The sequence below is a fragment of the Pseudomonas sp. SIMBA_068 genome (genome assembly GCF_046534705.1).
GTDB classification, from domain to species: Bacteria; Pseudomonadota; Gammaproteobacteria; order Pseudomonadales; family Pseudomonadaceae; genus Aquipseudomonas; species Aquipseudomonas putida.
Genome location: NZ_JAWRYI010000004.1, coordinates 296,583 through 321,356, shown reverse-complemented (window position 1 = coordinate 321,356; position 24,774 = coordinate 296,583). Strand labels below are relative to the sequence as shown.

At 63.4% G+C, this 24,774-nt stretch carries 24 protein-coding genes and 1 tRNA gene; 16 read left to right on the top strand and 9 right to left on the bottom strand.

Annotated features, from left to right (window positions below):
- Positions 1–110: 110 nt before the first annotated feature.
- From SB756_RS13120 to rpoE, 3 genes are read right to left on the bottom strand one after another with little or no spacing between them, the layout of a single operon-like run.
- Positions 111–1,076 (bottom strand): MucB/RseB C-terminal domain-containing protein, encoded by a 966-nt coding sequence (locus tag SB756_RS13120; protein ID WP_410910931.1) that lies wholly within the window; start codon positions 1,074–1,076, stop codon positions 111–113.
- A gap of 8 nt (positions 1,077–1,084) precedes the next feature.
- Positions 1,085–1,681, bottom strand: a complete 597-nt coding sequence (locus SB756_RS13115) for a sigma-E factor negative regulatory protein (protein ID WP_016498171.1) — start codon at positions 1,679–1,681, stop codon at positions 1,085–1,087.
- A 31-nt stretch (positions 1,682–1,712) separates the two neighbouring features.
- Positions 1,713–2,294: an RNA polymerase sigma factor RpoE gene (gene rpoE, locus SB756_RS13110; RefSeq protein WP_003252049.1), complete on the bottom strand. Its 582-nt coding sequence runs from the start codon at positions 2,292–2,294 to the stop codon at positions 1,713–1,715.
- Between the two features lie 444 nt (positions 2,295–2,738).
- On the opposite strand from rpoE, the gene nadB reads away from it, so the two are divergent.
- Positions 2,739–4,343, top strand: a complete 1,605-nt coding sequence (gene nadB, locus SB756_RS13105) for an L-aspartate oxidase (protein WP_241799942.1) — start codon at positions 2,739–2,741, stop codon at positions 4,341–4,343.
- Positions 4,344–4,618: 275 nt separating this feature from the next.
- On the opposite strand, the gene SB756_RS13100 is transcribed toward nadB, so the two are convergent.
- Both SB756_RS13100 and SB756_RS13095 read right to left on the bottom strand, forming a co-directional pair.
- A complete protein-coding gene (locus tag SB756_RS13100; protein WP_410910930.1) occupies positions 4,619–5,083 on the bottom strand; it encodes a protein YgfX in 465 nt (154 codons plus the stop codon).
- Entirely contained in the window at positions 5,067–5,321 is a 255-nt protein-coding gene (locus SB756_RS13095) for a succinate dehydrogenase assembly factor 2 (protein WP_016498168.1), read from the bottom strand. The genes SB756_RS13100 and SB756_RS13095 overlap by 17 nt, the downstream gene beginning before the upstream one ends.
- Positions 5,322–5,454: 133 nt before the next feature.
- Between SB756_RS13095 and SB756_RS13090 the strand changes: the two genes are divergently transcribed.
- Positions 5,455–6,396 (top strand): YgfZ/GcvT domain-containing protein, encoded by a 942-nt coding sequence (locus SB756_RS13090; RefSeq protein WP_341796648.1) that lies wholly within the window; start codon positions 5,455–5,457, stop codon positions 6,394–6,396.
- Positions 6,397–6,451: 55 nt separating this feature from the next.
- Positions 6,452–7,258 carry an HDOD domain-containing protein gene (locus tag SB756_RS13085; RefSeq protein WP_341796649.1) on the top strand — a complete coding sequence of 269 codons (807 nt, stop codon included), beginning with the start codon at positions 6,452–6,454 and terminating at the stop codon, positions 7,256–7,258.
- Positions 7,259–7,367: 109 nt separating this feature from the next.
- Here the strand turns inward: SB756_RS13085 and SB756_RS13080 are convergent, their stop codons facing one another.
- Both SB756_RS13080 and SB756_RS13075 read right to left on the bottom strand, forming a co-directional pair.
- Positions 7,368–8,747 (bottom strand): sensor histidine kinase, encoded by a 1,380-nt coding sequence (locus tag SB756_RS13080; RefSeq protein WP_016488836.1) that lies wholly within the window; start codon positions 8,745–8,747, stop codon positions 7,368–7,370.
- Entirely contained in the window at positions 8,740–9,411 is a 672-nt protein-coding gene (locus SB756_RS13075; RefSeq protein WP_016498165.1) for a response regulator, read from the bottom strand. The genes SB756_RS13080 and SB756_RS13075 overlap by 8 nt, the downstream gene beginning before the upstream one ends.
- A 200-nt stretch (positions 9,412–9,611) precedes the next feature.
- Between SB756_RS13075 and SB756_RS13070 the strand changes: the two genes are divergently transcribed.
- From SB756_RS13070 to SB756_RS13050, 5 genes are all read left to right on the top strand, one after another.
- The gene (locus SB756_RS13070) at positions 9,612–10,901 is read left to right on the top strand and encodes an OprD family porin (protein WP_063422238.1); all 1,290 of its coding nucleotides are present in this window, start codon (positions 9,612–9,614) and stop codon (positions 10,899–10,901) included.
- A 46-nt stretch (positions 10,902–10,947) separates the two neighbouring features.
- A complete protein-coding gene (locus tag SB756_RS13065; protein ID WP_049275301.1) occupies positions 10,948–11,928 on the top strand; it encodes a Bug family tripartite tricarboxylate transporter substrate binding protein in 981 nt (326 codons plus the stop codon).
- Between the two features lie 199 nt (positions 11,929–12,127).
- Positions 12,128–12,586 carry a tripartite tricarboxylate transporter TctB family protein gene (locus SB756_RS13060; RefSeq protein ID WP_016498162.1) on the top strand — a complete coding sequence of 153 codons (459 nt, stop codon included), beginning with the start codon at positions 12,128–12,130 and terminating at the stop codon, positions 12,584–12,586.
- Between the two features lie 3 nt (positions 12,587–12,589).
- The gene (locus SB756_RS13055) at positions 12,590–14,104 is read left to right on the top strand and encodes a tripartite tricarboxylate transporter permease (RefSeq protein ID WP_063422240.1); all 1,515 of its coding nucleotides are present in this window, start codon (positions 12,590–12,592) and stop codon (positions 14,102–14,104) included.
- A complete protein-coding gene (locus SB756_RS13050) occupies positions 14,097–15,125 on the top strand; it encodes an AbrB family transcriptional regulator (RefSeq protein WP_410910929.1) in 1,029 nt (342 codons plus the stop codon). Before SB756_RS13055 ends, SB756_RS13050 begins: the two co-directional genes overlap by 8 nt.
- A 61-nt stretch (positions 15,126–15,186) precedes the next feature.
- Here SB756_RS13050 and ung read toward each other — a convergent pair whose 3' ends face one another.
- Positions 15,187–15,879, bottom strand: coding sequence for a uracil-DNA glycosylase (gene ung / locus SB756_RS13045; protein ID WP_049275302.1), 693 nt, complete (start codon positions 15,877–15,879; stop codon positions 15,187–15,189).
- Between the two features lie 125 nt (positions 15,880–16,004).
- On the opposite strand from ung, the gene SB756_RS13040 reads away from it, so the two are divergent.
- Positions 16,005–17,111: an enoyl-CoA hydratase/isomerase family protein gene (locus SB756_RS13040; RefSeq protein ID WP_410910928.1), complete on the top strand. Its 1,107-nt coding sequence runs from the start codon at positions 16,005–16,007 to the stop codon at positions 17,109–17,111.
- 30 nt (positions 17,112–17,141) lie between these two features.
- Here SB756_RS13040 and SB756_RS13035 read toward each other — a convergent pair whose 3' ends face one another.
- On the bottom strand, positions 17,142–17,591 hold the full coding sequence (locus SB756_RS13035) for a hypothetical protein (RefSeq protein WP_341796652.1): 450 nt from the start codon (positions 17,589–17,591) through the stop codon (positions 17,142–17,144).
- A 212-nt stretch (positions 17,592–17,803) separates the two neighbouring features.
- Here SB756_RS13035 and SB756_RS13030 point away from each other — a divergent pair, with 212 nt between their 5' ends.
- The 7 genes from SB756_RS13030 to SB756_RS13000 all read left to right on the top strand — a co-directional run bounded on the left by SB756_RS13030 (position 17,804) and on the right by SB756_RS13000 (position 24,756).
- Positions 17,804–19,285: a diguanylate cyclase gene (locus SB756_RS13030; protein WP_341796653.1), complete on the top strand. Its 1,482-nt coding sequence runs from the start codon at positions 17,804–17,806 to the stop codon at positions 19,283–19,285.
- Entirely contained in the window at positions 19,278–19,490 is a 213-nt protein-coding gene (locus tag SB756_RS13025) for a cysteine-rich CWC family protein (RefSeq protein WP_080889236.1), read from the top strand. Before SB756_RS13030 ends, SB756_RS13025 begins: the two co-directional genes overlap by 8 nt.
- A gap of 9 nt (positions 19,491–19,499) precedes the next feature.
- Positions 19,500–20,192: a 16S rRNA pseudouridine(516) synthase gene (locus SB756_RS13020; protein ID WP_410910927.1), complete on the top strand. Its 693-nt coding sequence runs from the start codon at positions 19,500–19,502 to the stop codon at positions 20,190–20,192.
- A 347-nt stretch (positions 20,193–20,539) separates the two neighbouring features.
- Positions 20,540–21,427: a (R)-3-hydroxydecanoyl-ACP:CoA transacylase gene (gene phaG / locus SB756_RS13015; RefSeq protein ID WP_197898586.1), complete on the top strand. Its 888-nt coding sequence runs from the start codon at positions 20,540–20,542 to the stop codon at positions 21,425–21,427.
- Between the two features lie 111 nt (positions 21,428–21,538).
- Positions 21,539–21,612: transfer RNA gene (locus SB756_RS13010), tRNA-Gly, on the top strand.
- Positions 21,613–21,823: 211 nt separating this feature from the next.
- Positions 21,824–23,530 (top strand): SulP family inorganic anion transporter, encoded by a 1,707-nt coding sequence (locus SB756_RS13005; protein WP_410910926.1) that lies wholly within the window; start codon positions 21,824–21,826, stop codon positions 23,528–23,530.
- Positions 23,531–23,745: 215 nt separating this feature from the next.
- Positions 23,746–24,756: a DUF4917 family protein gene (locus SB756_RS13000; RefSeq protein WP_341796656.1), complete on the top strand. Its 1,011-nt coding sequence runs from the start codon at positions 23,746–23,748 to the stop codon at positions 24,754–24,756.
- Positions 24,757–24,774 lie beyond the last annotated feature (18 nt).

Sequence of the window (24,774 nt, the reverse complement as noted above, 5' to 3'; positions counted from 1 at the left end):
CAAGAAGCCTGACCTATAAAAAATTTGCCAGTAGATTGCAAATGACAATGCTTTAATTTCATTTCAGGCGCATATCCATTCGCCTTCGCATGGCCCGCAAAAGCGCACCATTACTGGCGCGCCTGGGCATCCTGAGGGCGCATCGACAATGCGACGCGTTCTGCCGTACCCAGCGGAATTTCGCCGACCACGGTGACGATCACCTTGCCCTTGGGCGTGTTCAGGCGCCGCGAAACCGCCGATGTCGGGCCAAGCTGGGTACGCACATCGGTCCCGGCATCGTCCTTCACGGGTTCAAGGAACACCGAGAAGCGCGCCAGGCCATCATCGTACATCAGGCTACTGACCGTGCTGTCACGCTTGGGGTCACGCCGTACCGAGCTGTTGACCAGCTCGAACCCTGGCGGGAGCCAGTCCGAGCGCCAGCCGGCGACACTGTCACTGCTGGCAGGGGCAACACGCTGCACCGGCTTGCAGGAAGCACTGGGGCGCAGGTCATCGTCGCTGGGCGGCTTGGTGGTATCGAGGCGAGTCATCTGGAAGCGCTCCAGCAACTGCCCTTTGTCGTTGAGCATCAACGAGCGAAGCGGCAGGCCAGTGTTGCGATCCAGGTGCAGTTCGAAGGCATAGCGGTGCTGGTCGCGGGGAGTGAGCGTCACGATCACGGCATCGCGCCCGGCGACCCGTGACTTGCCCGCCACGCTCAAATCGTACCAGCCCATCAGTTTCAGCGGATCAAGCACACGCTGAGCAGCATCCGCAGGAGTAGTCACACCGCTGACCAACGCCCCACTGACGCACTCCACCTTGCCATCCACGCGCAGGATTTCCTGGGCGGCGCCATCAAGCTGCAGCAGCCGCTCGCTGACCTTGCCGTCATCGACCCTGTGCCAGATATCGTGGGAAGAGAAGCTACCGTTGCGTTCGTAGACGAACGAGCCCTGATAACTCTGCTTTTGCTCGGCTTGTGCCAGCTTGCCAAGCCACTCGCTCGCTTGGGGCGAGGAGTTGGCTGCCAATACCGGCACAGTCATGCAGCTGCCAATCAGCAGCGACAGAAGAGGTAGCGCGCGCATGATCCTCCTTACTTAGCGGGGTTTCCCATGCTGGCGGCACGGGCGTACGGCAGGGCAGTCTCAGTGCCTTGGAGCGCGGACTCCTGGGCATGCTGACGCAGATAGCCCGGCAGACGCTGATCCCAGCCAGCCTGGTTTTGCAGCACACCGTTGGCCATCGGACCGGTCGGTTGCTCACTGCTTTCACTATAGCCTGCCAACACCGCCGGACCCTGAGTCTGTGGCATGCTCAGGCCCTGTTGTGCAGGCTGCTGCGAAGCCAGCTCGGCGCCGGTGATCTCGTCCTGGTTGTACATCCGCACGCCTGCCAGCACCGCAACGGTGACCGAGGCGGCGACCGCCAGGCGAGCGACGCTGCGCCATGGGCCCTTGTTGACCTTGGCCGGCACGGCTTCGTCAGCCAGCGCCGCAGACACCGCCGAGGCGATATCCAGGTTGGGCAGCAGCAGCTCCTTGTGCATGGCTGCACGCGCTACCTGGTAACGCGACCAGGTGGCACGGGTTTCGGCATCGTCTACGGCGCTCAGCACCCGACGCAGTTCCAGTTCGTCCGCTTCGTTATCCATCACCGCGGACAGCGATTCCTGCAAAGCTTCACGACTCATGGCGGTTCCTCTCTTGGCTGTCGCCGCTGTCTCAGGTTTCCTGCAACAACGGCTGCAGGGCTTTATCTATGGCCTCCCGAGCGCGGAAGATTCGAGAGCGCACGGTACCCACCGGACATTGCATGACACTGGCAATGTCTTCGTAACTCAGCCCGTCGAACTCGCGCAGGGTCAACGCCGTACGCAGGTCTTCGGGCAGTTGCTGGATGGTGCGATGGACGGTGCCTTCGATTTCATCCCGCAACAACGAGCGCTCTGGGGACTCGAGATCCTTGAGGCCATGATCGCCGTCATAAAACTCCGCATCCTCGGAGCTCACATCGCTGTCTGGCGGCCGTCTTCCACGGGACACCAGGTAGTTCTTCGCCGTGTTGATGGCGATGCGGTACAGCCAGGTATAAAACGCACTGTCACCGCGGAAATTGCCAAGCGCACGGTAGGCCTTGATAAAGGCTTCCTGTGCTACATCCTGGGCCTCGTGGGTATCGTGAACGAACCGCACGATCAACCCGAGAATCTTGTGCTGATACTTCAGCACCAACAGATCGAACGCTCGCCTGTCACCGCGCTGCACGCGCTCGACAAGCTGCTGATCCTCTTCCTGGGTTAGCATGAACACTCCTCAGTGAACTCGAAGGAGCGGTGCAACACCCATCGATCAGGCTTGCAACCATAGACTCGGGCTTTACGCAAAAGTTCTCCCCTCCAAGCAAGTTTCCTGCAGCCCTTGGTCGGCTGGCACGGAAGACGTGGCGCGGTCACGGCCGGCTACGTCGATAATCAGGTTTCGAATACGCCGGGACAGCCCGGACAGGCCTGCAACCCTGCGTCGCCGCGGCAAATTGTGACGTGCGGGCAACCTTCATAGGATTTCCGGCCATATCGGAAAGTTCCCACAAAGGTTGCCGCGCGCCTCGGTAAGTGGCCAAGTGGCATGGAAATTGGCCACCTCGGGCTGCTATAAAGGCAACCTGGCCAAGTTTAACGATAGTTTCACAATGCCATCTGCGCGTGACTATTGTGCCGCGCCCTCTCTAAAGATTACTAGTGTCCCGACATGAGCCAACAATTCCAACATGATGTCCTGGTGATCGGCAGCGGTGCCGCCGGTCTCAGCCTGGCACTGAACCTTCCCAGCCACCTGCGCGTTGCCGTGCTCAGCAAGGGCGACCTGGCCAACGGCTCGACCTTCTGGGCCCAAGGTGGCGTCGCGGCGGTGCTGGACAATACCGATACCGTGCAGTCGCATGTCGAGGACACCCTCAATGCCGGCGGCGGCCTGTGCCATGAAGATGCGGTGCGGTTTACCGTCGAACACAGCCGCGAAGCCATCCAGTGGCTGATCGAGCAAGGGGTGCCCTTTACCCGCGACGAGCACTCCAGCGTTGACGATGGCGGCTTTGAATTCCACCTCACCCGTGAGGGCGGCCATAGCCACCGACGCATCATCCACGCCGCCGACGCCACCGGCGCAGCCATATTCACCACGCTGCTGGAACAGGCGCGCCGACGCCCGAACATCCAGCTGCTGGAGCAACGCGTGGCGGTCGACCTGATCACCGAACGCCGCCTGGGCCTGCCGGGCGAGCGTTGCCTGGGCGCCTACGTGCTCGACCGCAACACCGGTGAGGTGGACACCTTCGGCGCGCGCTTCACCGTGCTGGCCACCGGCGGTGCAGCCAAGGTCTACCTCTACACCAGCAACCCCGATGGCGCCTGCGGTGACGGCATCGCCATGGCCTGGCGGGCGGGCTGCCGGGTGGCGAACCTGGAATTCAACCAGTTCCATCCGACCTGCCTGTACCACCCGCAGGCCAAGAGCTTCCTGATCACCGAAGCACTGCGCGGTGAAGGCGCGCTGCTGCGCCTGCCCAATGGCGAGCGCTTCATGCCACGCTTCGACCCGCGCGAAGAGCTGGCCCCGCGCGACATCGTGGCCCGCGCCATCGACCACGAGATGAAGCGCCTGGGCGTGGACTGCGTGTACCTGGACATCACCCACAAGCCGGCCGATTTCATCATGGGCCACTTCCCCACCGTGTACGAGCGCTGCCTGGCCTTTGGCATCGACATTACCCGCCAGCCGATCCCGGTCGTACCGGCGGCGCACTACACCTGTGGCGGGGTGATGGTCGATGATCGCGGCCACACCGATGTGCCAGGCTTGTACGCCATCGGCGAAACCAGCTTCACCGGCCTGCACGGTGCCAACCGCATGGCCAGCAACTCGCTGCTGGAATGCTTTGTCTATGGCCGTGCCGCCGCTGCCGACATCGAGGCGCATCTGGAACACGTGTCCATGCCCACGGCGCTGCCGGGGTGGGATGCCAGCCAGGTCACCGACTCGGACGAAGACGTGATCATCGCGCACAACTGGGACGAGCTGCGGCGCTTCATGTGGGACTACGTGGGTATCGTGCGTACCAGCAAGCGCCTGCAGCGCGCCCAGCACCGCATTCGCCTGCTGCTGGATGAAATCGACGAGTTCTACAGCAACTACAAGGTCAGCCGCGACCTGATCGAACTGCGCAACCTGGCGCAGGTGGCCGAACTGATGATCCTGTCGGCCATGCAGCGCAAGGAAAGCCGTGGCTTGCATTACACACTGGATTACCCGGGGATGCTGGACGAAGCCAAGGACACCATCCTCAGTCCGCTTTGAAAACGGTGGCGCCCGGGAGATCGAGCGCCGCCCGCGCGGCGCTTCGCAGCACAAGGCTGCTCCTACATCTGTTTCGGGCCAATTATTTCTGTGAGATTTGCGCGCGAACGACTTGGAGCATGGCTCGATATCGCGTCGTTCAAACAAGGAGGTCGCGCGCGTCTGCCACAGGCGATACTGGCCCGAAACAAATGTAGGAGCAGCCTTGTGCTGCGAAGCGCCGCGCGGGTGGCGCTCGATCTCACAGGCGCTGAACCTGCTACGGCGAACACCTGTCAGCCCCGACTCGCCCCCACCTCAGCCCACCTGCGCCGGCTGAACTTCAGCCGCACCCGCAAGCGCCGATGTTCATCCGCCCCCAGCGCATCCTGCGGTATGCACTGGCTCTGCCCCATCCATCGCCCCGCCCGCTCAAAGCGCAACACCACCAGCCGCGGCAACGCCACGCTGTCCCGGCACAATCGCACCGGTTGCCAGCCACGGGCACGGCAGAACACCTGCCAGCCGCGCACATCACGGCGCAGGCCGACAACGGCATGCTCATGGGTCAACAGGATTCGTCGGGGAATGGCCCAGCCAGCGTGGGCGATACAGGCGGCGACAACAGAAAAGGAGAGCCAATCAGGCAACGGGCTCGCCCACACGGCAAGCCACGCCAGCACCTGGCAACCCAGGTAGGCCGCTAGCAGCAGGCGCGAGCCTTGCCAGCGGCACTCGAAACACTCACTTGGGCTGGACACGGTCCAGGATGATGCGGACCATGCGTTGCAGCTCCGGGTCTTCGGACTCGGTGCGCTCCATGAACCAGCCGAACATGTCCTGGTCCTCGCAGCTCAACAGACGCACGTACAGTTCGCGGTCGGTCTCGTTGAGGGTGGAGTAGACTTCCTGGGTGAAAGGCACCAGCAGTACGTCTAGTTCCAGCATGCCGCGGCGGCTATGCCAGAAAAGCCGGTTGAGTTCAGTTTGTTCGACCATGGGGCCCTCCTCGAATGGCCCGCCAGTATACAGCCCGGCGAGCGCAGCGACACCGGGCGTTGGTCTAGTCACCTACCTATTTTGTTACCGGCGTTCTATGATGGCCGCCAGTCTTTAGCCACCGCGATGACCCATGGCCGATTCCGCTTTCTTCTGCCCCCTGTCCCACGAGGGCATCCTCGCCGTCCGCGGCTCCGATGCAGGCAAGTTCCTGCAAGGCCAGCTGACCTGCAACATCAACTACCTCAGCCAGGAACACGCCAGCCTGGGCGCCCGCTGCATGGTCAAGGGGCGCATGCAATCGAGCTTCCGCATCTTGCCCGAAGGCAACGGCTACCTGCTGGCCATGGCCAGCGAACTGCTTGAGGCGCAACTGGCCGACCTGAAGAAATACGCTGTATTTTCCAAGGCCACGCTGACTGATGAAAGCGCCGCCTGGGCACGCTTTGGTCTGCAAGGCGGTGACGCTGCGCTGCTGGCACTGGGTCTCGACGTGCCCGAAGGCGCCGGCAGTACCGTGCGCCATGAAGGCCTGATCGCCATTACCGTGTCCGAGGGGCGTGTGGAGCTGTGGGTACCGGCAGAAAACGCCGACACGGTACGCCAGGCCCTCGCCGGCGCCCTGCCTGAAGGCAGCCTGAACGACTGGCTGCTTGGGCAGGTGCGTGCCGGTATCGGCCAGGTCATGGGGCCGACCCGTGAGTTGTTCATCCCGCAGATGATCAACCTGCAGGCCGTCGACGGCGTGAGCTTCAAGAAAGGTTGCTACACCGGCCAGGAAATCGTTGCCCGCATGCAGTACCTGGGCAAGCTCAAACGCCGCCAGTACCGCCTGGCACTGGACCAGCAGGCCATTCCGGCCCCAGGTGCCGAGATCTTCTCGCCCACCCATGGTTCCTCGGTCGGTGAAGTGGTCATTGCTGCCGGCAACGGCGCCGGCTGTGAACTGCTCGCGGTGCTCAGCGCCGACGCGGTGGCAGACGACAACCTGCACCTGGGCAGCCTCGAAGGCCCGCGCCTGCAGGTGCTGACCCTGCCCTACGAACTGGACCGCGACCGGGAAATCCAGCGCTGACCAGCCTGCCCCGCCACCGTGGCGGGGCCGCACCACCACTGCGGTAGACACGCCCATGAACAAGCTGGCCGAGATGGTTCAAGCACAGTTGCTCAATGCCATCGAAAAGGATGATCTGGTCTTGCCGACCCTGCCCGAGGTTGCCTTGAGCATCCGTGAGGCGGCGGAAGACAGCGAGATCAGCGTAGCGGCCCTGAGCAAGGTGATCGGTCGCGACGCGGCCCTTTCAGCGCGCCTGATCAAGGTGGTCAACAGCCCGCTGCTGCGCGCGGCGGTCGAGGTCACCGACCTGCATACCGCCATCACGCGGCTGGGTATCAACTACAGCTGCAATTTGGCCATCGGCCTGGTGATCGAGCAGATTTTCCATGCCCGCTCACCGGCGGTTGAACAGAAGCTTCGCGATATCTGGACCAACAGCCTGGAAGTGGCAGGCATCAGCTACGAAATCTGCCGTCGCTATACCCAGCTCAAGCCTGAACAGGCCACTTTGGGCGGCTTGGTCAACCAGATCGGCGCCTTGCCGGTGCTGATCTATGCCGAAGAGCACAACGAGCTGTTGTCCGACCCGGTTTGCCTGCACTACGTGATCGAGCAGATCCAGCCAGTGCTGGGGGACAAGATCCTCAAGGCCTGGGAGTTTCCGGAGCAGTTGATCAAGTTGCCGAGCCAGGTTCAGGACCTGGACCGGCAGACCGACAAGGTCGACTACATCGACATCGTGCAGATCGCCCGCTGCATCAGCCAGCGTGGCCGCCATCGGCCGTTGGCGGCACTGCCGGCGTACCGCCATCTTGGGCTGCCGTTCGGTACAGAGCTGGAAGTGGATGAACTGCTCGAGGCGCGGAGCATGTTGCGCTGACGTGCCTCAGCCTGTGCCGGCCCTTTCGCAGCACAAGGCTGCTCGTACAGGAATGGACATTACCTGTGGGAGCGGGTTTACCCGCGAAGAGGCAGGTACAGGCAACACATCAATCGGCAATAAAACTTACACGCACCCGCAACCCACCCTTCTCGCCATCATGCAGGCTTACCTGCGCCAGGTGCGCCCGGCAGATCTCGCCGACAATCGCCAGGCCAAGCCCGCTACCCTGCGCACTGCGCCGGTAGAACCGCTCGAACACCCGCTCGCGTTCAGCCTCGGGAATGCCCGGGCCGTCATCCTCCACCTCCAGCACAGCCGGCGCCACTACCCGCAAGATCACATTGCCCCCCGCTGGCGTATGCGCCAGGGCGTTGTCCACCAGGTTGCTCAACAGCTCGTTGAGCAGCGTCGGCTCACCCTTGAGCCATACAGGGGCCTCGGCCTCCAGGGCCAGCGCCACCCCTCGCTTGTGCGCCAAAGGCGCCATGGCCATGCCCAGCTCACGGGCCAGCTGACTCAAGTCCAGGCGCTGCGCACCGCCTTCGGCAATCGCCCGTGCACCGTTTTCAACCCGCGCCAGCGACAACAACTGGTTGGCCAGATGGGTCAGCTTGTCGGTGCCCTGCGCCGCAGATTCCAAGGTCTGCCGCCACTCCTGCGGCTCGGAAGAGCGCAACCCCAGCTCGACCCGAGCCTTCAAGGCCGCCAGCGGCGTACGCAGTTCATGGGCGGCATCGGCAATGAACTGCGCCTGGCGCTCGAACTGGCCGCGCAAACGCTCGGTGAAGTGGTTCAAGGCCCGCACCAGCGGGCTTAGCTCACGTTGCACCTGCACCACCGGCAGCGCCCGCAGATCATCCGGTTGGCGCTCCTCTACCGCCGTGCGCAGGCGCTCCAGAGGCCGCAACGCCGCGCTCACGGCAAACCACACCATTACCAGCGCTCCCAGCGCCAGCATGCCAAGGCGCAGCAGGGTGTCGGCCATCAACCCACGGGCCATGCGCACCCGCGCCTCCTCGGTCTCGGCCACACGGATTTCTGCCATGCCGTTCATGTTCGGCTCGCTCACTGCCTTCAGCAGGCTGACGACGCGCACGTCCTGACCCAGGTAGGTGGCGTTGTAGAACCGCGCCAAGGCCGGATAGTCATCAGTACGTGGCGTACCGGGTGGCGGCGGTGGCAGGTTCTCGTAGCCGGAAATCAGCCGCTGCTTGATGTCCAGCACCTGGTAGTAGATACGCCCGGCACTGTCGTAGGCGAAGGTGTCCAGCGCCACGTAGGGCACATCCGCGCTCAGCGAGCCGTCACGCTGCGAAAGCCCGGCGGCGATGGTTCGCGCCGAGGCCAGCAGGGTGCGGTCGTAGGCCGTGTCGGCGGCTTCGCGGCCGTTCCAGTAGGCACTCAGGCCGCTGGCCAGCATCAGCACCACCAGCAGCAAGGCCAGGTTGCCCAGCAGTCGCCCGCGCAGGCTGCCGTTGTCACGCATCGCGGTGCTCTAGCAGGTAGCCCAGGCCGCGGAAGGTGACGATGGCCACCGGGTGGCCGTCGAGCTTCTTGCGCAGGCGGTGGATGTAGATCTCGATGGCGTCGGGGCTGGCTTCTTCGTCCAGGCCGAATACCTGGGCAGCCAGTTGCTCCTTGCTCATCACCCGGCCTGGGCGGGCGATCAGCGCTTCCAGCACACTTTGCTCGCGCGAGGTCAGGGTCAGGTTGTCGTCGCCCAGGGCGAAGCGCCGGGTATCCAGGTCGTAGACCAGCGGCCCGCAACGTTGCTGGCGCTCACCACCTAGCACACTGCGGCGCAGCAAGGCTTTGACCCGTGCTTCCAGCTCGGTCAGCTCGAACGGTTTGGCCAGGTAGTCGTCGGCCCCCAGGTTCAGGCCATGGACACGGTCCTTGACGTCACTGCGGGCAGTCAGCATCAGCACCGGCACGGTCTTGCCACGGCCGCGCAGGCGCGCCAGTACCTCGAAGCCGTCCATGCGTGGCAAGCCGACATCCAGCACGACCACGGCGTATTCCTCGCTGGCCAGGGCCAGGTCGGCGGCCACGCCGTCATGCAGCACATCCACAGTCAGGCCGTGGCTTTTCAAGGCCTGGGCCACGCTTTCGGCCAGTTGCAGGTGGTCTTCGACCAGCAGCACACGCATCGGTTTCTCCCTGCTCGGGTGGGGCGGTGGCGCGGAGTGTACCGCTGTCGCCAGGCCTGTGAAGCCCCTTCTGACAAACCTTTCTCGTTGAAAGGTTAGCGAAAGGTTCGTTGCCTAGCATCGCACCACGGTCGCTCCTCGCGCCGAAAAAAGCACCAGCAAGGTGCAACGAATAAGAACAATAAACGGAGTCATCGACGATGCTGTCATTGCAGCCGCAGGCGTTCGCGCCTACCCGTTCCTTTGCCGCACGCCCCTCTGCCATCGCCAGCGCCCTCGCGCTTGCCGGTGTCGCCCCGATGAGCCAGGCCGCCTTCTTCGAAGACAGCACGGCCACCTTCGAAACCCGCAACATGTACTTCAACCGCGACTTCCGCGATGGCACCAGCGCGCAGCAATCCAAGCGCGACGAGTGGGCCCAGGGCTTCATCCTCAATTTCGAGTCCGGCTACACCGATGGCACCGTAGGCTTCGGTCTGGACGCATTGGGTATGCTCGGCATCAAGCTCGACTCCAGCCCCGACCGCACCGATACCGGCCTGCTGCCGACCCATGATGACGGCAAGGCCGCCGACGAATACTCCAAGCTGGGCCTCACCGGTAAGGTGAAAATTTCCCAGACCGAACTCAAGATCGGCACCCTGATCCCTGAGCTGCCGACGCTGCAGCCCAACGATGGGCGCATCCTGCCGCAAACCTTCGAGGGCGGCCTGCTCACTTCGAAAGAGATCAAGGGCCTGACCTTCACGGGCGGGCGCCTGGACAAGGCCAAGGACCGCAACGACACCAATTGGGAAGACCTGGCGCTGAACAACAAGAACGGCCGCTTTGGTGGCACGTTCAGCGCCGACAACCTGGCCCTGGCCGGCCTGGACTACCAGTTCACCGACCGCATCACCGGCAGCTACCACTTCGCCCAGCTCGACGACATCTACCGCCAGCACTTCATCGGCATGGTCGCCACCCAACCCTGGGGGCCGGGCACCTTGGGCGCCGACCTGCGCCTGGCAGTGAGTGACGATGCTGGCGCTGCCAAAGCCGGCAACATCGACAACACCACCGTCAACGGCATGCTCAGCTACGCCCTGGGCGGGCACAAGGTCAGCGCCGCCTGGCAGCAGCTATCCGGCGACAGCGCCTTCCCGTATGTCGATGGCGCCGACCCGTACCTGGTCAACTTCGTCCAGATCAACGACTTCGCCGGTGCCGACGAGCGTTCCTGGCAGGCGCGTTACGACTACAACTTTGCCGCGCTCGGCGTACCCGGCCTGACCTTCATGACCCGCTACATCAGCGGTGACAACGTCAGCCGTGCCGCCGGTGGCGAAGGCAAAGAGTGGGAACGCAACACCGAATTGAAGTACGTGGTACAAAGCGGCCCGTTGAAGAACGTCGCCGTGCGCCTGCGCAATGCCACCTTCCGCTCCAACTTCGCCCGCGACGCGGACGAAGTGAGGCTGCTGGTGAGCTACAGCGTAGCGCTGTGGTAACCCCATAGCGGTAATCCAAAAACAACAACGCTCACGGAGATAGACGATGACCTTTTCACTGCGCCGCCTCGTCCTCGCTACCGGCTGCCTGCTGCTGGCCGGCAACGCCCTTGCCGCCGAACCGAAACGCCCTGAATGCATCGCCCCCGCCTCGCCCGGCGGTGGCTTCGACCTGACCTGCAAGCTGGTGCAAAGCGCCCTGGTGCAGGAAAAGATCCTCAGCAAGCCGATGCGCGTCACCTACATGCCCGGCGGTGTCGGCGCGGTGGCCTACAACGCCGTGGTCGCTCAACGCCCGGCCGATGCCGGCACCCTGGTGGCCTGGTCCAGTGGCTCCCTGCTGAACCTGGCCCAAGGCAAGTTCGGCCGCTTCGACGAGAACGCCGTGAAGTGGCTGGCAGCTGTCGGCACCAGCTACGGCGCCATTGCGGTGAAAAGCGACTCGCCCTACAAGACCCTCGACGACCTGGTCGCGGCCTTGAAGAAAGACCCCAGCAAGGTGGTGATCGGCTCTGGCGGCACCGTCGGCAGCCAGGACTGGATGCAAACCGCATTGATCGCCAAGGCCGCCGGCATCAACCCGCGTGACCTGCGCTATGTGGCCCTGGAAGGCGGTGGCGAAATTGCCACGGCGCTGCTGGGCGGCCATATCCAGGTCGGCTCTACCGACATCTCCGACTCCATGCCGCACATCCAGAGCGGCAACATGCGCATCCTTGCGGTGTTCTCGGAAAACCGCCTGGACGAGCCCGAGATGAAAGACATCCCTACCGCCAAGGAGCAGGGCTACGACATCGTCTGGCCGGTAGTGCGCGGCTTCTATCTGGGGCCAAAGGTGAGCGACGAGGACTACGCATGGTGGAAGGCATCGTTCGACAAGATGCTGGCCTCGCAAGACTTCGCCGAGCTGCGGGACCAGCGCGAGCTGTTCCCGTTCGCCATGACCGGCGAAGAGCTGGACGGCTATGTGAAGAAGCAAGTGGCCGACTACAAGGCACTGGCCAAGGAATTTGGCCTGATCCAGTAAGCCTGTCGGACTCACCACCACCCCTGTAGGAGCGGCCTTGAGCCGCGATGGGCCGCACAGCGGCCCCTGGCACAGCCGATACGATGCTTCGGACAGATCGCATCGGCAGGTTTGGCGGCCGCTTCGCGCCCGATCGCGACGCAAGGCCGCTCCCACAGGATTTGCATCTCACTTGAGCAATCCCGACGAGGATTCCCCAATGATCCTGCAACGCATCTTCGCCCTGGTCCTGCTGGCGGTGTGCGCCGCCCTGGCCGTGATGGCCTGGCCCTACCAGGCGGCGTTTTCCTATGAACCGGTGGGCCCGCGCGCCTATCCGCTGCTGATGCTCGGCCTGATGGGCCTGGGCCTGTTGTACCTGGTGTTCCGCCCCACGCCCATCGTGCGCAAGGACGACGAACCGGAACTGGACCGCGAAACCCTGACCAAGATCACCGCCTGCGTCGGCCTGCTGATCGTCTTCGCGGCCACCTTCGAAGCCTTGGGTTTCATCCTCAGCGCCATCCTTGTCGGCCTGCCCATGGCCCGGCTGTATGGCGGCCGCTGGCTGCACAGCGCCCTCGTGGTCGTCGGCATGAGCCTGCTGCTCTACTGGCTGTTCGACCGCGTGATGGACGTGCCCCTGCCCCTTGGCCTGCTGAGCGTACTGGAGAACTGACACATGGATACCTTGAGCTACCTGGGCCAGGGCTTCGGCGTTGCCCTGACCCCTTACAACCTGGTCACCGCCCTCTCCGGTACCCTGATCGGCACGGTGGTCGGCCTGCTGCCGGGCCTGGGACCGATCAACGGCGTGGCCCTGCTGATCCCCATCGCCTTCGCCCTGGGCCTGCCGCCAGAGTCGGCGCTGATCCTGCTGGCCGCGGTGTACCTGGGCTGCGAATACGGCGGGCGTATCAGCTCGATCCTGCTGAACATCCCGGGCGAAGCCTCGACCGTGATGACCACCCTGGACGGCTACCCGATGGCTCGCCAAGGCCTGGCGGGCGTCGCACTGTCGCTGTCGGCCTGGAGTTCGTTCATCGGCGCCTTCATCGCCACCTGCGGCATGGTGCTGTTCGCCCCGCTGCTGGCGAAATGGGCCATCGCCTTCGGCCCGGCGGAATACTTCGTACTGATGGTGTTTGCCATCGTCGCCCTGGGCGGCATGGCAGGTGACAAACCGCTAAAAACCTTCATTGCCGCACTGATCGGCCTGTTCCTTTCGGCGGTCGGCATCGATGCCAACAGCGGCGTCTACCGCTTCACCGGCGACAGCGTGCACCTTGCCGACGGCATCCAGTTCGTGGTGCTGGTGCTAGGCCTGTTCTCCATCAGTGAAATCCTGCTGCTGCTGGAAAAGACCCACCATGGTCACCAGGCGGTAAAAGCTACCGGCCGCATGCTGTTCAACTTCAAGGAAGCGGCTTCGGTATTCGTGGTCAACATCCGTTGCGGCCTGCTTGGTTTCATCATGGGCGTTCTGCCCGGCGCCGGCGCGACGCTGGCCAGTGCCGTGGCCTACATGACCGAGAAACGCCTGGCCGGGGAAAGCGGCAAGTTCGGCAAAGGCGATGCCCGTGGCCTGGCAGCGCCGGAAACTGCCATTGGTGCGTCCTGCTGTGGCGCCTTGGTCCCGATGCTGACCCTGGGCGTACCGGGCTCTGGCACAACGGCCGTGATGATCGGCGCCCTGACCCTGTACAACATCACCCCTGGCCCACTGCTGTTCGAACAGCAGCCGGACATAGTCTGGGGCCTGATCGCTTCGCTGTTCGTCGCCAACATCATGCTGGTGATCCTCAACATCCCGATGATCCGCATCTTCACCCGCATCCTCGCCGTGCCAAACTGGGCGCTGGTGCCAGTGATCGCCATCATCACGGCCATTGGCGTATACGCCGTTCATGCCACCACCTTCGACCTGTTCCTGATGGTCGGCATCGGCATCATGGGTTACATCCTGCGCAAGCTGGACTTCCCACTGTCGCCGATCCTGCTCGGTTTCATCCTGGGCGGGCTGATGGAGCAGAACCTGCGCCGTGCACTGTCGATCTCCAACGGTGAACTGGGCATCCTCTGGTCGAGCCCGATCAGCATGGGCGTCTGGGCGCTGGTGGCGCTGATGCTCGCCCTGCCGCTGCTGCGCATCTGGCGCAAACGCAGCCTGCAGCGTCGGGCCCTGGCCGATGCCTGATCGACCGTTGCCTTTGTTTGTCGCAACCGGGCTGGTCGGCCTTGCTGGCGGTTACCTCGCCAGCAAGGTTGGCTGGCCTTTGCCGTGGATGGTGGGTTCGCTGCTGGCCATCATCCTGGTGCGCTGCCTGACGCCCTGGCAGTTGTCGGAAATTCCCAGCGGCCGAAAATGCGGGCAGTGCATCATCGGCATCGGCATTGGCCTGCACTTTACGCCGGCAGTGATCGAGCAAGTGGGTAGCCATTTTGCGCTGATCTTCTTCGGCGCCCTGTTCACCACCCTGTCCAGCGTGATCGGCGTGTGGCTGCTGCGGCGCACCGGTGAAGACCGCGCCACGGCATTCTTCGCCAGCATGCCTGGCGGCTCGGGGGAGATGGTCAACCTGGGTGCCCGGAACGGTGCAGTGCTCAGCCAGGTGGCGGCAGCGCAGAGCCTGCGGGTGCTGGCAGTGGTGCTGTGCGTGCCCGCGCTGTTCAAGTTTCTGCTGGGTGACGGGGTGCCGCTCAATCATGCCGGCAGCGTCAGCTGGGGCTGGCTGGCCCTGATCACCCCGCTCGGCGTTGCCGTTGCGCTGCTCTGGCAACGGTTGCGCCAGCCCAACCCCTGGCTGTTCGGGCCATTGCTGGTGGCGGCCACGGTCAGCCTGGCCGGCAACCTGCAGATCGCCCTGCCCAATGGCGCCAGCCAGATCGGCCAGTGGCTGATCGGCAGTGGCCTGGCCTGCCACTTCAACCGCGCCTTCTTCCGCCGGGCGCCATCGTTCCTGGGGCGCACGCTGCTGGCCACGGCGCTGTGCATGGCCATTGCCGGCAGTGCCGCGTGGGTGTTGAGCGTGATGACAGCGCTGGACCTGCGTTCGCTGACGTTGGGGATGATGCCGGGGGGCATTGCCGAAATGAGCCTGACAGCAGAGACCCTGCAACTGTCCGTGCCTTTGGTGACGGCGCTGCAGGTGATGCGCTTGCTGTTCGTGCTGTTTCTGGCGGAGCCGTTATTCCGGCTGTGGAACGCAAACCAGTAATAATCGCGTCGCCTGCTTCGCGGGTTTACCCACGAAGAAGGCGACGCGGTGTTTCAGGTGATTAGAGCGGTGGCACCGCCCAGTTGATCGGCGCCAGCCCACGTTGTTCGAGGAAGCTGTTGGTCCGGCTGAAATGCCCACACCCCAGGAACCCGCGGTAAGCCGACAACGGCGACGGATGCACCGACTTCAGCACCAGGTGCTTGGTCCCGTCGATCAGCTTCTGCTTGCTTTGCGCATGTGCCCCCCACAACAGGAACACCACGTTCGGGCACTGCTCGCTGACCACCTGGATCACCCGATCGGTAAAGAACTCCCAACCCTTCTTGGCATGCGACGCCGCATTGGCCCGCTCCACGGTCATGGTGGTGTTGAGCAGCAGCACGCCCTGCTCGGCCCAGCTTTGCAGGTAGCCGTGGCTGGCGATCGGGATGTTCAGGTCGCGCTGCATTTCCTTGTAGATATTGACCAGCGACGGCGGCGTGGCCACGCCCGGCTGTACCGAGAAGCACAGGCCGTGCGCCTGGCCTGGCCCGTGGTAGGGGTCCTGCCCGAGTATGACCACCTTCACCTGGTCCAGCGGCGTCGAGTTCAGCGCATTGAAGATCAGCGGCCCTGGCGGGTAGATTTCCTTGCCGGCGGCACGCTCGCTGCGCAGGAACTCGCGCAGTTGATGCATGTAGGGCTGGTCGAATTCAGCGCGCAATGCGGCTTTCCAGCTGGGTTCGAGTTTGATGCGATCGTCGTCAGTCATGGGGCCATCCCTAATCAATGGCGCGACACTAGGTAAGCCCTTCCCGCTTGTCAAACGATCCGACCGACGACCGGCATGTTCGGTCAGGCAGGCCATACTTGTGCGATGACTGAGCGAGGTAGTCCATGGCCATTCATTGTGAGGTACTCACCGGCGCCGACGGCGCCCGCATCGGCATCGCCACCCTGGATGCGCCCAAGGCGCTCAATGCCCTGAGCCTGCCGATGATCGAGGTGCTGGGCGAGCAATTGCACGCCTGGGCCCGCGACCCGGGGGTTGTCTGCGTGCTGCTGCGCGGCAACGGCGCCAAAACCTTCTGCGCCGGAGGCGATGTGCGGGCGCTGGTGCAGGCCTGCCGTGACCACCCCGGGAGCGTACCGCCCCTGGCCGCCTCTTTCTTTGCCGCAGAGTACCGCCTGGACTACGCCCTGCACACCTACCCCAAACCGCTGCTGTGCTGGGGCCACGGGCATGTGCTGGGGGGTGGCATGGGGCTGCTGCAGGGCGCCAGTGTACGCATCGTCACACCCAGCAGCCGTTTGGCCATGCCGGAAATCAGTATCGGGCTGTACCCCGACGTGGGTGCCAGCTGGTTCCTCGCCCGGCTGCCGGGCAAACTGGGGTTGTTCCTGGGGCTGACGGGCGCGCCAATCAACGCACGCGACGCCCTTGACCTGGGCCTGGCCGACCGTTTTTTTGGCGAGCATCAGCAAGAGGCGCTGGTCGAAGAGCTGCTGCAACTGAACTGGCAGGAGCAGACCGCCCTGCAACTGAACAGCCTGCTCAAGGCCGAACAGCACCGCGCCTGCGCCGAGTTGCCCGAAGCCCAGTGGTTGCCGCGGCGGCAGGTGATCGATGCATTGCTCGACGTGGCCGATGCAGCGGCGGCCTGGCGTGCACTGGAGGGGCTCAAGCACAATGACGACCCACTGCTCGCAGAAGCAGGCCAGCGGCTGCACGAAGGCTGCCCGCTGACCGCCCATCTGGTATGGGAGCAGATTCGCCGGGCGCGTCACCTCTCATTGGCGCAGGTGTTCCAGATGGAATACTGCATGAGCCTGAATTGCTGCCGCCATCCGGAATTCAGCGAAGGCGTACGAGCCCGCTTGCTGGACAAGGACAACCACCCCCGCTGGCACTGGCCGGATGTGGCTCAGGTACCGGCGGCGGTGGTCGAGGCGCATTTTTCCAAGGCATGGGAAGGGCGGCATCCATTGGCGGACCTGAGTTGACTTCAACAACCTGGGGCTGGGTTCAATCACCTACCGCTGCCAGTTACCCCCGCGCCCTTGGCCACGTCGGCCATCCCAGCGCCCGCCGTCATTGCGCTGCCCATTGGAGTGCCAGTTGCCATGCTGGTAGCGCTGGCTGCCATCACGATAATCATGCCGGTCCCGATCCTGCCTGTAGTCCTGGCGCTGGCGGTTGCCGTAGTCATTGCGCGGGTTGCCGTGCCACTGCTGCATCCCCGGCTGCGGATACGGCCGGTATTGCGGCGCAGGCGCCGACCGATGGTAATAGCGCGGTGCCGGCTGGTAGTAATAGCGCGGTTGCGGCGTCACGTAGTAGCGGTCATAGCGGTAATACCCTGGCGACACGTAGCGGTCGGTGGAGTAGTAATCCGAACGGTAATAGCCCCCGCTCTCGTAGTACGGGGCGCAGGCGGAAGTCATCAGCCCTAGCAGGGCGATCAACAGGATTCGATAAGACATGGCGGCCTCCTGGACCGCTGGAGTGCCCGAACAGCGGCGCTGACGAGCGTCGATGCGTAATGCGTTCATCGACACTGAATAAGACAGTGAAGCCGAGGTGCAGTGCCATTTTTGCAATAATTTGATACAGGTGCGATAACCCTGAAAAACTTGCAGTCATTTGCCGGTCATCTAACTAGAATAGGCGCCCAGGCACACATCACGGGAAGATCATGCCGCTACGTTCCGCTCTGTTCTCGCAGCGCTCGCTGATCCTGACCCTGCTGGTGCTACTGGCCTGCGGCTTCCTCGCCACTTCGCTACTCAGCTACTTCTCCTCACGCAGCGCCATCCGCGACGGCATCATCAATACGGAACTGCCGCTGACCTCCGACACGGTCTACTCGGAAATCCAGAAGGACCTGATTCGCCCGGTGCTGATCGCCTCGATGATGGCCCAGGACACCTTCCTGCGGGACTGGGTGCTGTCCGGCGAGCAGGATACCGAGCGCATGACCCGCTACCTTGGCGAAGTCATGGGCAAGCAGGACACCTTCACGTCGTTTTTCGTGTCTGACCGCACCCTCACCTACTACCAGGCCAAAGGCGTGCTCAAAAAGGTAGAGCCCGGCACCTGGCGCGATGCCTGGTATTTCCGCCTGCGCGACCTCAAGGCGCCCTATGAGATCAACGTCGATCTGGACATGGCCAACCAGGACAGCCTGACCGTGTTCATCAACTATCAGGTACATGACTACCAGCACCGCTTCATCGGAGCCGCCGGTGTCGGGCTGAGCGTATCGTCGGTGGTCCAGCTGATCGACCAGTACCAACGCCGCTACCAGCGCTCTGTGCTGTTCACCGACGCCAAGGGCAAGGTGCTGATGACCGGCTCGGAAGGTGGCCCGCATGGTCTGCGGGTCGGCCAGCCGCTCAGCGACAACCCTGAACTGAACGACGTACTGGCCGAGCAGTTGGTGCCCGGTGAAGGCAGCCACGAATACCGCGACAGCGACAACCACAGCCACTTCCTCAACGTGCGCCACCTGCCCGAACTGGACTGGTACCTGTTGGTGGAAAAGCGCGAAACCGGCGCCCTCGACCGCATCCGCCACTCCCTGTACCTGAACCTGGCCATCTGCACGATGATCACCCTGGTGGTGCTGGCGCTGGTGCATGCCATGGTCCGCCGTCACCAGGCCAGCACCGAAGCCCTGGCCACCCTCGACAGCCTCACCGGCCTGCCCAACCGGCGCAGCTTCGACCTGCTCGCCGCCCAGGCTTTGCACGAAGCCCAGCGCGACAGTGGGCCGCTGGTGGCGTTGCTGATCGACCTGGACCACTTCAAGGCACTGAACGACACCCACGGCCACCTGGCAGGCGACGAAGTGCTGCGCCAATTTGCCAATGTACTGCAAGGCAGCCTGCGCCAGTCGGATATACTGTGCCGCTGGGGCGGTGAGGAATTCATCGTGCTGCTGCGTGAAGCCGAAGGCCGGCAGGCCATCGAGGTGGCGGAAAAGATCCGCCGCCGCACCGAACAGTTGACCTTCAGCTACGAAGAACAGCCGCTGCGCCTCACCACCAGCATCGGCCTGAGCAGCCTGCAGCCAGGGGATACCCTACACGCCCTGCTGACCCGCGCCGACCGTGCGCTCTATCGTGCCAAGCAGGCCGGCCGCAACCGCGTCTGCAGTGAAACCCGCCATGAATGACAGCCAACACTGCCCCGCTTGCGGTGCCCTCAACCAATGCAGCCTGGCCGACCCGCGCCGCGCTACCCAGGCCTGCTGGTGCTACAGCGTGACCATCGACCCGGCCGTGCTGCAGGCCCTGCCCGCCGAGTTGCGGAACAAAGCCTGCCTGTGCCCGCGTTGCGCTGCCGTTGAAGAGCAACTCCGATCAACCACTCCCCACTGACCTGTTCCAATGCGCCTCGACCGTTTCCTCGCCAACCTCCCCAACCACAACCGCCAGCAAGTTCGCCTGATGCTGGCGCAACGCCGTGTGCGGGTGGAGGGCGTGGTGGTCAGCGACCCGCTGACCGAGGTACGTGAATTCAGCCGTGTCGAGTTGGACGACCAGTTGCTCCAGGCGGGCCGCCCCGCGCGTTACCTGATGCTGCACAAGCCACAGGGTTGCGTCAGCGCCACCCAGGACCCGCAGCACCCCACCGTGCTCGACCTGCTGCCAACAGCGCTCCGCGATGACCTGCACATTGCCGGGCGCCTGGATTTCAACACCACCGGGCTGATGATCCTGACCAACGATGGCCAGTGGTCACGGCGCCTGACCCAGCCTGCCACCAAGCTGCCCAAGCATTATCTGGTGGAAACCGAAGACGACATTGCCGAGCACTATGTGGCCAAGTTCCGTGAGGGCTTCTACTTCGCCTTCGAAGACCTCACCACCCAACCTGCCCAGCTGGACATCCTCGGGCCGCGACGCGCTCGATTGGCGATCGTCGAAGGGCGCTATCACCAGGTAAAACGCATGTTCGGGTTCTTCGACAACAAGGTGGTGGGGTTGCATCGGGAAAGCATGGGGGCGATCCGGCTGGACACGAGTTTGGCGCCGGGGGAGTTCCGGGAACTGACGGCGGCCGAGATAGCCACTGTCTAGGCCGGGGCAGACACTACGGGGTCGCCATACGACCGCTCAGCGACAAAAGTCACATTTCTCCCCGAACGGCACTTGCGCGATCCGCGAGCCACTGCTTGAATCCAAATCGTCAGTCTGCATGTGACTAGCAAGTCACGCTTGCAGTCGAAGACACCTTTTGCCGGCTACCCAAGGCCTCGATGCCTTGGGGCACGGCAAATTGCCCCGCCAAAAACAATACCGTCGACGCAAGTGCCAAGGATCGACACAGGGCCCCCCGGTTTTCTCTTCAGGCAAATGCCTACCTGTCATAAAGAACGTGCACCCTAGGTGACGCGAATACCCTTTTTGCGCCAGGAGTCGATGACATGAGGCCAGAAATCGCTGTACTTGATATCCAAGGTCAGTATCGGGTTTACACGGAGTTCTATCGCGCGGATGCGGCCGAGAATACGATCATCCTGATCAATGGCTCGCTCGCCACCACCGCCTCGTTCGCCCAGACGGTACGTAACCTGCACCCGCAGTTCAACATCGTGCTGTTCGACCAGCCGTATGCTGGCAAGTCCAAGCCGCACAACCGTCAGGAACGCCTGATCAGCAAGGAGACCGAGGCGCATATCCTCCTTGAGCTGATCGAGCACTTCCAGGCAGACCACGTGATGTCGTTCTCGTGGGGTGGCGCAAGTACGCTGCTGGCGCTGGCGCACCAGCCACGTAAGGTGAAGAAGGCAGTGGTGAGTTCGTTCTCGCCGGTGATCAACGAGCCGATGCGCGACTATCTGGACCGTGGCTGCCAGTACCTGGCCGCCTGCGACCGGTATCAGGTCGGCAACCTGGTCAACGACACCATCGGCAAGCACTTGCCGTCACTGTTCAAGCGCTTCAACTACCGGCACGTCAGCAGCCTGGACAGCCATGAGTACGCGCAGATGCACTTCCACATCAACCAGGTGCTGCAGCACGACCTGGAGCGAGCGCTGGATGGTGCGCGAAATATCGACATCCCGGTACTGTTCGTCAACGGTGACCGCGACGAGTACACCACGGCCGAAGATGCCCGGCAGTTTGGCAAGCATGTGGGCAGAAGCCACTTCAGCGTGATCCGCGACGCGGGCCATTTCCTCGACATGGAAAACAAGACCGCCTGTGAAAACACCCGCAGCGTCCTGCTTGGCTTCCTCAAGCCGACCGTGCGTGAACCTCGTCACCGCTACCAGCACGTTCAACAGGGGCAGCATGCATTGGCTATCTGAGCGCCTCGGCACTCTGTAACTGATACCCGCAGGCTATGGGGTGCCGACAAGCTTTTTTATAACTTGGGCTTCTAATTCGTGAAGGGTTCTGGTAAAAAGTGCTGCGCAGACGCGGGTATAGTTTAGTGGCAAAACGAAAGCTTCCCAAGCTTTAGTTGAGGGTTCGATTCCCTCTACCCGCTCCACATCGCATTCCAGCATGACGTTCCAGCAACGTCATCGCAGTCAAAAGGAGCCTTGGCTCCTTTTTTCGTTTCTGCCCCCCACGTTGACCTGGCCCATGGCCATTTGCCTGCCGATCCGCTTCAATGCGCAGCGGGTGCATACGCCTGCAAGCGAAACGGCTTGTGGCGGATATGCTCACTGGATTCTTGAAACATTTCGAAAGGATGACGCATGTTTCTATCCCGCTGGCTACCAGGCCTTGCCAACCTCCTGCACTATCGGCGCGAGTGGCTGCATGCCGACCTGCAGGCCGGGCTCTCGGTCGCGGCGATCCAGATCCCCATCGCCATCGCCTACGCGCAAATCGTCGGCCTGCCACCACAATACGGCCTGTATGCCTGCGTCCTGCCGATGATGGTCTACGCCCTGATCGGCAGCTCGCGCCAACTGATGGTCGGCCCCGACGCTGCCACCTGCGCGATGATCGCCGGCGCCGTGGCACCGCTGGCCATGGGCGACCCGCAGCGCATTGTCGAACTGTCGGTGATCGTCACCGTGCTGGTTGGCGTGATGCTGATTGGCGCCGGCCTGGCCCGTGCCGGCTTCATCGCCAGCTTCTTTTCGCGGCCGATCCTGATCGGCTACCTCAACGGCATCGGCCTTAGCCTGATCGCCGGGCAGCTGTCCAAGGTGGTGGGCTTCAAGATCGAAGGCGACGGTTTCATCCTCAGCCTGATCAACTTCTTCCAGCGCCTGGGCGAAATTCACTGGGTCACGTTGCTCATCGGCCTGGCCGCCCTGGGCCTGCTGATCTGGCTGCCGCGGCGCTACCCGCGCCTGCCTGCAGCCCTCACGGTCGTGGCGCTGTTCATGCTGCTGGCCGGCCTGTTCGGCCTTGACCGCTTCGGCGTTGCCGTCCTCGGCCCGGTACCTGCAGGCATCCCGCAGCTGGCCTGGCCGCACAGCAACCTGGAGGAAATGAAAAGCCTGTTGCGCGACGCCCTGGGTATTGCCACCGTCAGCTTCTGCAGTGCCATGCTGACTGCGCGCAGCTTTGCCGCCCGGCATGGCTATGCGATCAACGCCAACCACGAGTTTGTCGCCCTGGGCGTCAGCAACCTGGCCGCCGGGGTTTCCCAGGGCTTTGCCATCAGTGGCGCCGACTCGCGTACGGCGGTCAATGACATGGTCGGTGGCAAAAGCCAGCTGGTGGGCATCATCGCGGCACTGGTCATCGCCCTGATCCTGCTGTTTTTCACCGCGCCCATGGCGTGGATCCCGCAGGCTTCACTGGGCGCCGTGCTGCTGATGGCCGGTTGGGGGCTGATCGACATCAAGTCGCTGGGTAGCATCCGGCGTCTCAGCCGCTTCGAGTTCTGGCTGTGCCTGCTGACCACGGCGGGCGTACTGGGCCTGGGTGTGCTGCCCGGTATCGTGTTTGCCGTGACCCTGGCGATCCTGCGCCTGCTGTACAGCATCTATCAGCCCACCGATGCGGTACTGGGCTGGCTGCCGGGCACCGAAGGCCAAGTCGACATCCGCAAATTCAAGGACGCGCGCACCGTGCCTGGCCTGGTGGTTTACCGCTTCGACGACGCGATCCTGTTCTTCAACGCCGACTACTTCAAGATGCGCCTGCTCGAGGCGGTACAGAGCCAGGACCAGCCCAAGGCCGTGCTGTTCGATGCCGAAGCTGTCACAAACATCGACGTCAGCGGCATCGCTGCCCTGCGTGAAGTACGCGACACCCTGGCAGCGCAGGGCATCTTCTTTGCCATCGCACGCGCCCGGGGTACGTTCCTGCGCATGCTGGTGCGCTCGGGGATGGCGCGGGAAATGGAAGAAAAGCTGCTGTTTGGTTCGGTGCGGGCCGGGATTCGGGCGTACCGGGTTTGGCGTAACCGGAGCCGCAGTGTGGCGGCTGCCGAGCAGGGCTAAAGAGGTGTTTTATTGCCACTGGCCCTATCGCCGGCAAGCCAGCTCCCACAGGTACCACGCAAGGCTCATGGGCTGTGCCGTACCAGTGGGAGCTGGCTTGCCGGCGACAGGGCCAGTGCAGGCAACACAAGCCCTTGGCGTGGACACCAACCCTCGCACACCGTGCATGACATGCTAAAGTCGCCCCCGTTCTCCGCTCCACCAACGGACCCAGCATGCCCGCACTTGACGCCACCCTCACCCCCTGGCCAGAACTCGCTGCCCGCCACCCCTGCGACGCCCTGCTGCTGGGCAACGGTGCCAGCCGCGCAGTGTGGAAGCCGTTTGGCTACTTCTCGCTGTTCGAGGAAGCGCAACGCGCCGGCCGCAAGAAAGGCCTGGCGGTCAGCGACCAGGCGCTGTTCAAATCCTTGGGCACAGAGCTGTTCGAGCCCGTGCTCAGCGCCCTCAACACCACCGTGCGCGCCAACGCGGCGCTGGCCATCAACTCCACCGCGCCGCTGAACCGCTACTACTCGATCAAGGAAGGGTTGATCCACGCCGTGCGCACAGTGCACTTGCCGTGGTCACTGATGCCAGCCACCACGCTGGCAGCCTTCAACCAGGCCTTGCGCGGCTACCGCAGCGTCTACACCAGCAACTACGACCTGCTGCTGCCATGGGCTGTGCAACACGCCCCGCAGGGCTTCGCCAGTTTGTTCGACGAGCAAGGCTTCTTCGATGTGCGCCGCACCCGAAGCGAAGGCACCCGGGTGCTGCACCTGCATGGCGGCCTGCACCTGCTCAAGCTGCCCGACGGCACCACCCGCCAACGCAGCGCCGACCACGCAGAGCTGCTCGATGGCTTTGCGGTGAACATCCCGGGGGAGGTGCCGCTGTTCGTCAACGAAGACCGCAGCGACGAAAAACTGCGCGCCATCCGCAACTCGGACTACTTGGGCTGGTGCCTGGGGCAGCTGGCACAGGAGAGCCAGGGGCTATGCCTGTTCGGGCAGCATCTGGACAGCAGCGACCAGCACCTGCTCGAAGCTATCCGACAGGCGCGGCCAAAGCATCTGTCGATTGCCATAAGGCCGTTGAGCGAGGCTTCGGTGATCAACCAGAAGCAACACTACATTGATCGGTTCGGGGATCTGACGGGCACGCAGGTGCATTTCTTTGATGCCAGTACGCATCCGTTGGGGCTGGCAGATTTGGCGATCGAGCTACCAGCCGCTCGACGCTAGCACGCTCCCAGCAGGAGC

Coding starts and splice junctions, on each gene's coding strand:
- SB756_RS13050 (WP_410910929.1), top strand. CDS start 14,097: ATGCCTGATCGACCGTTGCCTTTGTTTGTCGCAACCGGGCTGGTCGGC.
- SB756_RS13040 (WP_410910928.1), top strand. CDS start 16,005: ATGGCCATTCATTGTGAGGTACTCACCGGCGCCGACGGCGCCCGCATC.
- rpoE (WP_003252049.1), bottom strand. CDS start 2,294: ATGCTAACCCAGGAAGAGGATCAGCAGCTTGTCGAGCGCGTGCAGCGC.
- SB756_RS13075 (WP_016498165.1), bottom strand. CDS start 9,411: ATGCGTGTGCTGCTGGTCGAAGACCACCTGCAACTGGCCGAAAGCGTG.
- SB756_RS13055 (WP_063422240.1), top strand. CDS start 12,590: ATGGATACCTTGAGCTACCTGGGCCAGGGCTTCGGCGTTGCCCTGACC.
- SB756_RS13000 (WP_341796656.1), top strand. CDS start 23,746: ATGCCCGCACTTGACGCCACCCTCACCCCCTGGCCAGAACTCGCTGCC.
- SB756_RS13060 (WP_016498162.1), top strand. CDS start 12,128: ATGATCCTGCAACGCATCTTCGCCCTGGTCCTGCTGGCGGTGTGCGCC.
- SB756_RS13090 (WP_341796648.1), top strand. CDS start 5,455: ATGGCCGATTCCGCTTTCTTCTGCCCCCTGTCCCACGAGGGCATCCTC.
- SB756_RS13005 (WP_410910926.1), top strand. CDS start 21,824: ATGTTTCTATCCCGCTGGCTACCAGGCCTTGCCAACCTCCTGCACTAT.
- SB756_RS13115 (WP_016498171.1), bottom strand. CDS start 1,681: ATGAGTCGTGAAGCTTTGCAGGAATCGCTGTCCGCGGTGATGGATAAC.
- SB756_RS13120 (WP_410910931.1), bottom strand. CDS start 1,076: ATGCGCGCGCTACCTCTTCTGTCGCTGCTGATTGGCAGCTGCATGACT.
- SB756_RS13065 (WP_049275301.1), top strand. CDS start 10,948: ATGACCTTTTCACTGCGCCGCCTCGTCCTCGCTACCGGCTGCCTGCTG.
- SB756_RS13080 (WP_016488836.1), bottom strand. CDS start 8,747: ATGCGTGACAACGGCAGCCTGCGCGGGCGACTGCTGGGCAACCTGGCC.
- SB756_RS13085 (WP_341796649.1), top strand. CDS start 6,452: ATGAACAAGCTGGCCGAGATGGTTCAAGCACAGTTGCTCAATGCCATC.
- ung (WP_049275302.1), bottom strand. CDS start 15,879: ATGACTGACGACGATCGCATCAAACTCGAACCCAGCTGGAAAGCCGCA.
- SB756_RS13025 (WP_080889236.1), top strand. CDS start 19,278: ATGAATGACAGCCAACACTGCCCCGCTTGCGGTGCCCTCAACCAATGC.
- phaG (WP_197898586.1), top strand. CDS start 20,540: ATGAGGCCAGAAATCGCTGTACTTGATATCCAAGGTCAGTATCGGGTT.
- SB756_RS13070 (WP_063422238.1), top strand. CDS start 9,612: ATGCTGTCATTGCAGCCGCAGGCGTTCGCGCCTACCCGTTCCTTTGCC.
- SB756_RS13030 (WP_341796653.1), top strand. CDS start 17,804: ATGCCGCTACGTTCCGCTCTGTTCTCGCAGCGCTCGCTGATCCTGACC.
- nadB (WP_241799942.1), top strand. CDS start 2,739: ATGAGCCAACAATTCCAACATGATGTCCTGGTGATCGGCAGCGGTGCC.
- SB756_RS13035 (WP_341796652.1), bottom strand. CDS start 17,591: ATGTCTTATCGAATCCTGTTGATCGCCCTGCTAGGGCTGATGACTTCC.
- SB756_RS13095 (WP_016498168.1), bottom strand. CDS start 5,321: ATGGTCGAACAAACTGAACTCAACCGGCTTTTCTGGCATAGCCGCCGC.
- SB756_RS13020 (WP_410910927.1), top strand. CDS start 19,500: ATGCGCCTCGACCGTTTCCTCGCCAACCTCCCCAACCACAACCGCCAG.